The organism is Xanthobacter sp. BG11Y11_SDJG, from assembly GCF_057364445.1.
This window is the reverse complement of the sequence record NZ_JBNFNU010000195.1, coordinates 1-7,658: the sequence shown is the minus strand read 5'-3', so window position 1 is coordinate 7,658 and position 7,658 is coordinate 1. Positions and strand designations below refer to the sequence as shown.

General features: G+C 70.6%; 9 protein-coding genes and 1 pseudogene. 3 read left to right on the top strand and 7 right to left on the bottom strand.

Annotated features, from left to right (window positions below):
• The 5 genes and pseudogenes from AC2W7M_RS15485 to rimP form a co-directional block, all read right to left on the bottom strand.
• Nucleotides 1-198 (bottom strand): translation initiation factor IF-2 associated domain-containing protein (locus AC2W7M_RS15485; protein ID WP_486133123.1); only part of this gene is annotated, 198 nt, incomplete at its 3' end.
• A gap of 43 nt (nt 199-241) precedes the next feature.
• Complete coding sequence (locus tag AC2W7M_RS15480; RefSeq protein WP_486133122.1) at nt 242-727, bottom strand: hypothetical protein; 486 nt, start codon at nt 725-727, stop codon at nt 242-244.
• A 36-nt stretch (nt 728-763) separates the two neighbouring features.
• Nucleotides 764-925 (bottom strand): hypothetical protein, encoded by a 162-nt coding sequence (locus tag AC2W7M_RS15475; protein ID WP_486133121.1) that lies wholly within the window; start codon nt 923-925, stop codon nt 764-766.
• A 20-nt stretch (nt 926-945) separates the two neighbouring features.
• Nucleotides 946-2,555, bottom strand: a pseudogene (gene nusA / locus AC2W7M_RS15470) (transcription termination factor NusA).
• Nucleotides 2,555-3,409 carry a ribosome maturation factor RimP gene (rimP, locus tag AC2W7M_RS15465; RefSeq protein WP_486133120.1) on the bottom strand — a complete coding sequence of 285 codons (855 nt, stop codon included), beginning with the start codon at nt 3,407-3,409 and terminating at the stop codon, nt 2,555-2,557. Before rimP ends, nusA begins: the two are co-directional and overlap by 1 nt.
• Nucleotides 3,410-3,880: 471 nt before the next feature.
• Here rimP and AC2W7M_RS15460 point away from each other — a divergent pair, with 471 nt between their 5' ends.
• On the top strand, nt 3,881-4,276 hold the full coding sequence (locus tag AC2W7M_RS15460; protein ID WP_486133119.1) for a D-Ala-D-Ala carboxypeptidase family metallohydrolase: 396 nt from the start codon (nt 3,881-3,883) through the stop codon (nt 4,274-4,276).
• A 93-nt stretch (nt 4,277-4,369) separates the two neighbouring features.
• Here AC2W7M_RS15460 and AC2W7M_RS15455 read toward each other — a convergent pair whose 3' ends face one another.
• Nucleotides 4,370-4,885, bottom strand: coding sequence for a universal stress protein (locus AC2W7M_RS15455; protein ID WP_486133118.1), 516 nt, complete (start codon nt 4,883-4,885; stop codon nt 4,370-4,372).
• 212 nt (nt 4,886-5,097) lie between these two features.
• On the opposite strand from AC2W7M_RS15455, the gene AC2W7M_RS15450 reads away from it, so the two are divergent.
• Nucleotides 5,098-5,535, top strand: coding sequence for a GlcG/HbpS family heme-binding protein (locus AC2W7M_RS15450; protein ID WP_486133117.1), 438 nt, complete (start codon nt 5,098-5,100; stop codon nt 5,533-5,535).
• Nucleotides 5,536-5,630: 95 nt separating this feature from the next.
• Here the strand turns inward: AC2W7M_RS15450 and AC2W7M_RS15445 are convergent, their stop codons facing one another.
• A complete protein-coding gene (locus tag AC2W7M_RS15445) occupies nt 5,631-6,248 on the bottom strand; it encodes a malonic semialdehyde reductase (protein ID WP_486133116.1) in 618 nt (205 codons plus the stop codon).
• A gap of 467 nt (nt 6,249-6,715) precedes the next feature.
• On the opposite strand from AC2W7M_RS15445, the gene AC2W7M_RS15440 reads away from it, so the two are divergent.
• On the top strand, nt 6,716-7,658 hold a 943-nt coding region (locus tag AC2W7M_RS15440), incomplete at its 3' end, for a pyridoxal phosphate-dependent aminotransferase (RefSeq protein ID WP_486133115.1).

Here is a 7,658-nt window from a genome sequence, read left to right as displayed (position 1 = left end):
GTGGGGCGCCGCCGCAGGCGCTGCGGCCTCGCCGGGCGCGATGACGCGGCGCTTCACCTTCTCCACCACCACCGCCTTCGAGCGGCCGTGGCTGAAGCTCTGGCGCACCGTGCCCTGCTCCACCGGGCGCTTCAGGGTGAGCGTCTTGCCGGGGGCGGGGTGAAGCGTCTTGTCGCCGGGTGTCTTCGTGTCGTTCATTCCGTATCCGTTCCTTGCATCCGGTCGGGGGATGCGCCTGCGTTCAGGCCATGCCCCTCCGGCGCGCTGTCGGACGTTCCAGTCCGCCAGCGCTCGAGCCTTCGGCAGCGCGCGAGAATCCCGCGGTCGTCGGATGCGCGAGCAGCGCCGCATGTACCACATTTGACCGCCCCAACGCCAAGTCCAATTCGATGCCGGGAAAGCAATCGATCACATGGACCTGAGGGGCGCCTTGCGCCTCCGCCTGCCGGACGCGCGCGTCCAGCTTGCGCACCCCGTCCGGGCGCGCGTCGGCTGCGTGGAGAAGCACGAGCACGCCGCCGCCGGCGAGCGCCTCCTCCACCTTCGCGTTGCCCGTGACCACGCGCCCCGCCTTGTTGGCAAGGCTCAGGGACGCGCGGGCGTCGCGCGAAAGAAGATCATCGACGAGGTCGGCCAGGCCCGGGTCGGCCGTGCCCTTGCCCTTGAAGGCGCGGCCGAAGGCCTTGCGCTTCAGGGCGGTCTCGAGGGCGGCGCGGGTGGCGCTCACCCAGGCGCCGCGGCCTGGGGCAGCCGGCGCGCGAGGTCAGGGACGAATCGTGCCGTCCGGCCCCACCACGAAGCGCAGCATCTCCCCCACCGGCGTCACGGCGCGGGTGGCGAGGCACAGGCGCGCGAGCGGCGCGCGCGCAGCAGCAACGCTGCGCGGCCCCCCGTCCGTCTCCTCGTCCAGCACGCTCGCGAGCACCGTGGGTCATCTCCTTCTACTCAGGCCGTGGCGTCGGGGGCGGCCTCCTCGGCCTCCTCCGCGCCCTCGGTGACAAGATCGTCCGCGCTGATCCAGCCGGCGGCGACACGCGCCTGCATGATCAGGGTCTCCGCGTCCTCGCGGGTGAACTCGAAGCCGTCGAGCGCGCCGGCATGGCGGGTGGTCTCGCCGTCCTTGCGCTCGCTCCAGCCGATCAGGTCGTCGGTGGCGCAGCCGGCCAGGTCCTCGACGCTCTTGATGTCGTTCTCGCCGAACGCCACCAGCATCTTGGAGGTGACGCCGGGCACGCTCTTCAGTTCGTCCTCGACCCCGAGCTCCTTGCGGCGGGCGTCCAGGCCCTCTTCCACCTCGGCGAGATGCTTGAGGGCGCGGGCCTGAAGCTCGGCGGCGGTGTCCTCGTCGAAGCCCTCGATGGAGGCGAGTTCGGACACCGGCACGTAGGCGATCTCCTCCACCGAGGTGAAGCCCTCGGAGGTGAGCAGCTGGCCCATCATCTCGTCGAGGTCGAGCGCCTCGGAGAACATCTTGGTGCGCTCGGCGAATTCCTTCTGGCGCCGCTCGCTCTCCTCCTGCTCGGTGAGGATGTCGATGTCCCAGCCGGTGAGCTGGGAGGCGAGGCGCACGTTCTGGCCACGCCGGCCGATGGCCAGCGAGAGCTGCGCGTCGGGCACCACCACCTCGATGCGCTCGCGGTCCTCGTCGAGCACCACCTTCACCACCTCGGCGGGGGCGAGGGCATTGACGATGAACGTCGCGATGTCCGGGTTCCAGGGGATGATGTCGATCTTCTCGCCCTGCAGTTCGTTCACCACCGCCTGCACGCGCGAGCCGCGCATGCCGACGCAGGCGCCGACCGGGTCCACCGAGCTGTCGCGCGAGATGACGGCGATCTTGGCGCGCGAGCCGGGATCGCGGGCCACCGCCTTGATCTCGACGATGCCGTCGTAGATCTCCGGCACTTCCTGCGCGAACAGCTTCGCCATGAACTGGGGATGGGTGCGTGAGAGGAAGATCTGCGGGCCGCGCGGCTCGCGGCGCACGTCGTAGACATAAGCGCGGATGCGGTCGCCGGTCTTCACCATCTCGCGCGGCAGGAGTTCGTCGCGGCGCAGGATGCCTTCGCCGCGGCCGAGGTCCACCACCACGTTGCCGTACTCGACGCGCTTGACCAGGCCGTTGACGATGTCGCCGATGCGGTCCTTGTACTCGTCATACTGCCGGTCGCGCTCGGCCTCGCGCACCTTCTGCACGATCACCTGCTTGGCCGACTGGGCGGCGATGCGGCCGAAGTCGAAGGGCGGCAGGGTATCGGCGATGGTGTCGCCCACCTGGGCCGCGGGATTGTGCCGCGCGCGCCGTCGAGCGTGATCTCGGTGGCGGAATTCTCCACCTCGTCCACCACCAGAAGATGGCGCGCGAGGCGCAGTTCGCCGGTCTTCGGATTGATGTCCGCGTGGATGTCCGTCTCCTGGCCGTAGCGCGAGCGCGCGGCCTTGGCGATGGCATCCTCCATCGCGGCGATGACGATGCCGCGGTCGATGGACTTCTCCCGCGCGACCGCGTCGGCGATCTGCAGAAGCTCCAGGCGGTTTGCGCTGACGGCGACCATCAGTGCGTCTCCTTCGCAGTGGTCTTCGGGGCCGGGACGTCGTCTTCTTCGGCGAAGGGCGACTTCTTGGCCTTGGTTTTCTTCGCGTGCGCCTTCTTGCCGGTCTTGCTGGCCTTGGCCTTCTTGCCGGCGACCTTGCCGGTCAGGCCCTTGTTGGCGCTCGGGTTGTGGCGCGGCGGGGCGGGCATGTCCTCGTCCGCCGAAACATCTTCGTCCGCCGCAACGTCTTCGTCGGCTGCGCCGTCGGCGCCGTCGAGGAAGTCCTCGGCCTCCTCGCCGGCGGCCTCGCCAGCGGCCTTGGCGGCGCGCAGCGCCTCGCGGATCAAAGCGTCGGTGAGCATGAGCTTGGCTTCGTGGATGTCGCCCACCGGCAGGCGCACGGTCGGCTCCTCGTCGGCCTTGGCGTCGAGCCGGCGCACCACGACCTCGTCGCCCTCGGCGCCGATCAGCAGGCCGCGGAAGCGCTTGCGGCCGTCCACCGGAACCGCCATCTCGATCTTCACCTCGTGGCCGGACCAGCGCACGAAGTCGCTAAGGCGCACCAAAGGCCGGTCGATGCCGGGCGAGGACATCTCCAGGCGGTAGGCGCCGTGGATCGGGTCCTCCACGTCGAGCACCGGCGAGAGGGCGCGCGAGGCGGCCTCGCAATCGTCGATGGTCATGGTGCCGTCCGGCCGCTCGGCCATGATCTGCACCGTGCCGCCGTCGCGGTTCGTGACCTTGACGCGCACCAGCCGATAGCCCAGCCCGCCGAGCACGCCGGAGGCGATGGACGCCACGCGCGCCGAAACGCCGGTCTCGGTGATGAGGCGCGGCTCGTCGGCATCGGCGGTCAGGGTGATCGGGTCGCTCATGTCCCTCCGGGACGGTTCGTGCGCAGTGGCCTTGCGCGGAATTTCATGGTCGCTCATCGGCCCCCGTGCGGGCCGCCTTGCGGCGGTCCTCTCGGCGGTCCGCGCCAGTCGCGCCAGGGGATGCTTCGGCTCCGGCGGATGCGGATAAGCCGAAAAGGAGCGGGTCCGGCCGGGCCCACTCTCATCACCTTCGACTGCGATGGCGCTGAGGTATCCCTCATCAGGGACGGCGCTAATATAGCGTCAAACTGCGATCGCGCAAGCACGACTGCGCAGGCGCCCGCCGCGGGACTGCGCGGAGAGGTGGCAGAGGTGCGGCGCAGCACGCCCTATTTGTGCCAAACATCGCCGCTCTAAAGCGCGCCCTCCGGACGCCGCACCGCGCGTCCCGATCGCCGGGCCCTCTCCCGCAGGCGCTTCCTGCCGCCGCGAACGCCCGCCATTCCCCGATTCCAAGGATCTTGGTCGAGCATGTCTGTATTCGTGCGTACGCTTTCCGCCGCCCTCGTTCTCGCCGCCGCTTCGGGCCCCGCCTTTGCTGGTCCCAAGGCCAAATCCGCCGGCTCCGGATCGAGCACCAGCCGCGCCTGCCTTCCGCCGGAGCTTCGCAGCGCGCTCGCCGACGTCGAGCAGAAATTCGGCCCGGTGACCGTGATCTCCACCCACCGGCCCGGCGCCGTGGTGGCGGGCACCGGCCGGCCGAGCCAGCACCGGGACTGCGGCGCCGTCGATTTCCGCCCCTCCGGCAACCGCCGCGCCATCATTGCCCATCTGCGCAAGGACCCGCGGGTGAAGGGCCTCGGCATCTACCGTTCCGGCCACATCCATATCGATGCCGGACCCTATCGCGTGACGTGGAACAAGTGACCGGCGTACCGCGTCCGCGATGAGCGGGTCGCCCTGCGCCGCGCCGCTTCCCCGGCGCCGGCGGGCGGCCCGCTTCTCTTCCTCCCGCGTGCCTCAGGCGAGGGCGTCCAGCTCCTCGTCCGAGAGCGCGCCGGGCACGATGGTGATGGGCACCGGGAAGCGCGCCGCATGGGCGGCAATGAGGCTCGTCACCAGCGGCCCCGGCCCCTCGCTGCCGGTGCCGGCGGCGAGCACCAGGATGGCGAGGTCGCGATCCTCGGCGATCAGGGAGAAGATCGCCTCGGCCTTCGAGCCCTCGCGGATCACCTCCTCGGCGGCGATGCCGGCCACTTGGCGCGCCCGCGCCGAGAATTTCTGCAGCCGCGCCTGCATCTGCTCCTGGGCCTCGGCGCGCATCAGATCGGCGACGCCAAGCCATTGCTGGTTCACGCCTTCCAGCTCCAGGACGCCGAGCAGCACGAGCCCGCCTGAGGTGCCGGCGGCGCGCCGGCTGGCATAATAGACCGCCCGGTCGCACTCCGGCGTGTCGTCCACCACCACCAGGAACTTGCGGCGGTGTCCCGGCTCAAAGCTGAGGCGCTTGGGGTTGGGGCTCGCGGCGGCGGTCATGGCGGTCTCTCCCGGTCTCGGCGGCGATGGTGCCATGCCGGGGCGGCGATGGGGGAGCAAAAATGCCGCCCGATCGCGGCCGTTCGGCCACGCCGCCGGTTCAGAAATGGGGCCGGATGCGGTAGAGGGATGAGCGGCGCCCGGCGGCCGATCGTCCTCCCGGGCGCACCCGCCGGCGCGCTCCCGCGCCCCGCCCGACCAGGAGGAAGCCCTTGAAAAGCCTGACACTCGCCGCCGCGCAGACCATCCTCGCCGCCGCCCATGAGCATGCGCGGACGCAGGCCATGAAGCCGCTCGCCATCTGCGTGCTGGATGGGCGCGGGGCGCTTAAGAGCTTCCTCGCCGACGACGCCACCAGCCTCAACCGGGGGGACATCGCGCGGGGCAAAGCGAACGGGGCGCTGGCCCTTGGGATGGGCTCGCGCGCCCTGTTCAAGCGGGCGCAGGAGCAGCCCTATTTCATCGCCGCGGCGACCAGCACCATCGGCGGCGCGCTGGTGCCGGTGCCGGGCGGCGTGCTGATCCGCAATGACGACGGCGACGTCATCGGTGCGGTCGGCATTTCCGGCGACACCTCGGACAATGACGAGGCCTGCGCCGTGGCCGGCATCGCCGCCGCCGGCCTCACCGCCGATCCCGGCGAGGGTTGACCGCATGCCGGGCCGACCGCAGGTCCAACCCGCCGGCCGGCCGACCGGCGTCCCGGAACATCCCCCGCGGTCCAGGACCAGGTTCCGACGGCCGATCAGACGATCTGCGCGGCGTCGTCGAAGGCGAGGCGGGGCAGGCGCTCCATCACCTTGGAGGGGTCGCCGTGGCCGATGGCGGTGATGAAATTGGTCTTCACCGTGCCGCCGGGGAAGAATTCCGCATCCACCTTGTCCTGGTCGAAGCCCGACATGGGGCCGACATCGAGCCCGAGCGCGCGGGCGGCGAGCAGGAGATAGGCGCCCTGGAGCGCGGAATTGCGGAAGGCGTGGGGCTCCACCATTCCGGGATTGTTCACGAACAGGTCGCGGAAGCCCGGATTGTGCGGGAAGACCTCGGGGATCCGGTCGTAGAACTTGGTGTCGTAGCCGATCAGCGCGATCACCGGGGCGGCCAGCGCCTTGCGGTTGCCTTCCGAGAGCGCCGGCGCGAGGCGCGCCTTGGCCGCCTCGGACCGCACGAACACGAAGCGCGCCGGCTGGGTGTTGGCCGAGGTCGGGCCGTATTTCACCAGGTCGTAGAGCGCCTTGATCTCCGCGTCGCTGACCGGCGCGTCGCTCCAGCCATTGTGCGAGCGGGCGGCGAGGAACAGGGTGTCGAGCGCGGCCTTGTCGAGAACCGGCCGGGGGGCGGTGGGCTGAACATTGACGGTCATCGGGGTATCCCGCTGCTGGAGATGCCGGACGCCTGGGCCGGGCCTTTTCCGGGCCGGATGCGCGCCGGTCCGGCCCGCACTGGGCCGGTCTTGGTGCCTCCGAGCTAGGTCTTCGCTCGCGCAATCGCAACGCGCAGTCCTGCAAGGTGCCATTGCATCCCTGCACTGACGAAAGGTGAGCAGACGCACCGTTCGATCACGGGCGCTGATCGAACGGCGTCACCAATTGATGAGCAAACCGGGGAGAGGGCGGCTATGGTGCCGCCCGCGGCGGTTCGTCCGCCGGCCGCCCATCCCGTCCCAAGCATCGCTCTGAGCCTTCGCCCGGAGCCTTCGCCCCATCCTTGCCAACCCGGGCAAGCCCTGCGCCCGTCTTTGCTCCGAGCCCGCCGATGACATCCCTTGTTCCCCCCGAGCCGCAGCGCCGGGCGTCGCCCGGAGAAACGTCGCCCGAAGACGTGTCGCCCGTGGCCGATCCATGCCTTGAGCGGGTGCGCGCGCATGTGCGGGCGCTGCCCGAGAGCGGCATCGTCGAGGTGATGAATTACGGCCTCGCCCGCGGCGGGGTGATTCCCATGTGGGCGGGGGAGGGCGACCTGCCGACGCCGGCCTTCATCCGCCACGCCGCCGCCCAGTCGCTGGAAGCGGGGGAGACCTTCTACACCTGGCAGCGCGGCCTGCCGGAATTGCGGGTGGCCTTGGCGCGCTACATCGCCCGGCTCTACGGCGTCGCCGAGGTGCCGGAGCGCTTCTTCGTCACCGGCTCGGGCATGCAGGCGATCCAGATCGCCTTCGCCATGGCGCTCGGGGCGGGGGAGGAACTGCTTCTGCCCTCGCCCACCTGGCCGAACGCCGCGGCGGCTGCGCTGAAGATCGGCGCCGTGCCGGTGCCGGTGCCGTTCGACTACGGGCCGACGGGCTTCACCTTCGACCACGACCGGCTGGAGCGCGCCGTCACGCCGCGCACCCGCGCCATCTTCGTCAACTCGCCGGCCAACCCCACCGGCTTCGTCGCCTCCCATGACGACCTGCGGTCCATCCTGGCGCTGGCGCGGCGGCACGGGCTGTGGATCGTCGCTGACGAGATCTATGGCCGCTTCCATTACGGCGAAGGCGGGCTTGCGCCCTCGTTCCGCGACGTGATGGAGGACGACGACCACGTCCTGTTCGTGCAGACCTTCTCGAAGAACTGGGCCATGACCGGCTGGCGCATCGGCTGGCTGGAGGCCCCGCCGGCCCTCGGCCAGGTGATCGAGAACCTGATCCAGTATTCCACCTCCGGGGTGGCCGCCTTCATGCAGCGCGGCGCCATCGCGGCGCTGGAGGAGGGCGAGCCGTTCGTCGCCGAGCAGGTGGCGCGGGCCAAGGCCGGGCGCGACCTCATGTGCGCGGCGCTCGCCGGCCACCGGG

Coding starts and splice junctions, on each gene's coding strand:
- rimP (WP_486133120.1), bottom strand. CDS start 3,409: ATGAGCGACCCGATCACCCTGACCGCCGATGCCGACGAGCCGCGCCTC.
- AC2W7M_RS15460 (WP_486133119.1), top strand. CDS start 3,881: ATGTCTGTATTCGTGCGTACGCTTTCCGCCGCCCTCGTTCTCGCCGCC.
- AC2W7M_RS15455 (WP_486133118.1), bottom strand. CDS start 4,885: ATGACCGCCGCCGCGAGCCCCAACCCCAAGCGCCTCAGCTTTGAGCCG.
- AC2W7M_RS15445 (WP_486133116.1), bottom strand. CDS start 6,248: ATGACCGTCAATGTTCAGCCCACCGCCCCCCGGCCGGTTCTCGACAAG.